Origin of the sequence: Collimonas silvisoli (genome assembly GCF_018305005.1) — a bacterium.
Lineage (GTDB): Bacteria > Pseudomonadota > Gammaproteobacteria > Burkholderiales > Burkholderiaceae_D > Collimonas > Collimonas silvisoli.
Map to the genome: position 1 here is coordinate 1 of NZ_JAGQEG010000224.1, position 937 is coordinate 937.

2 protein-coding genes are annotated in these 937 nt (G+C 58.5%); both read right to left on the minus strand.

Annotation, left to right across the window (positions count from 1 at the left end):
• A partial coding sequence (gene leuD / locus KHU33_RS26125) for a 3-isopropylmalate dehydratase small subunit (protein ID WP_211468471.1) occupies positions 1 to 481 on the minus strand: 481 nt, incomplete at its 3' end.
• A gap of 82 nt (positions 482 to 563) precedes the next feature.
• The coding region (locus KHU33_RS26130; RefSeq protein WP_268907153.1) for an aconitase family protein at positions 564 to 937 on the minus strand (374 nt) is incomplete at its 5' end.

Below are 937 nucleotides of genomic sequence, written 5' to 3' on the forward strand. Positions count from 1 at the left end.
TGCTGACCAATTGCTTTTCCAGATCGATCACCAGGCGATAGCCCGGGAACGCCTTGACTTCATCGAACAGGCGGTCGATCTGCGCCTCGGGCAGGACCAGCGGCAACAAGCCGTTCTTGAAGCAGTTGTTGAAGAAAATATCGGCAAAACTGGGCGCGATGATGGCGCGGAAACCGTATTGATCCAGCGCCCACGGCGCATGCTCGCGCGACGAACCGCAACCGAAATTCTTGCGGGTCAGCAGAATCGAAGCGCCTTGATAGCGTTGCTGATTGAGGACGAACTCCGGGTTGAGCGGGCGGCGCGCATTGTCCATGCCCGGCTCGCCATGATCCAGGTAACGCCATTCGTCAAACAGATTCGGACCGAAACCGGTGCGCTGAATCGATTTCAGGAACTGCTTGGGGATAATCGCATCGGTATCGACATTAGCGCGGTCCAGCGGCGCCACCAAACCAGTATGAATAACTATTTTTTTCATAAGCTATATGAGCGGCGCACCTGCTCGCGCGCCGCATCTTTTCCTAAAAGATAATGAATCAAAGAGCGAAGCGGTCATCCTGTTAGATCGAACGAACGTCAACAAAATGGCCTGCAATGCCAGCCGCTGCCGCCATCGCAGGACTGACCAGATGGGTGCGGCCGCCGGCGCCTTGACGGCCTTCGAAATTGCGGTTCGAGGTGGAGGCGCAACGCTCGCCCGGTTCGAGCCGGTCGGCATTCATGGCCAGGCACATCGAGCAGCCCGGCTCGCGCCATTCGAAACCGGCGTCCTTGAAAATCCTGTCCAGACCCTCGCGCTCGGCTTGCTCCTTGACCAGTCCGGAGCCCGGCACCACCATCGCCAGCTTGACGTTGGAAGCACGGAACTTGCCGCGCACCACTGCCGCCGCCGCCCGCAAATCTTCAATCCGCGAATTGGTGCAGGAACCGATGA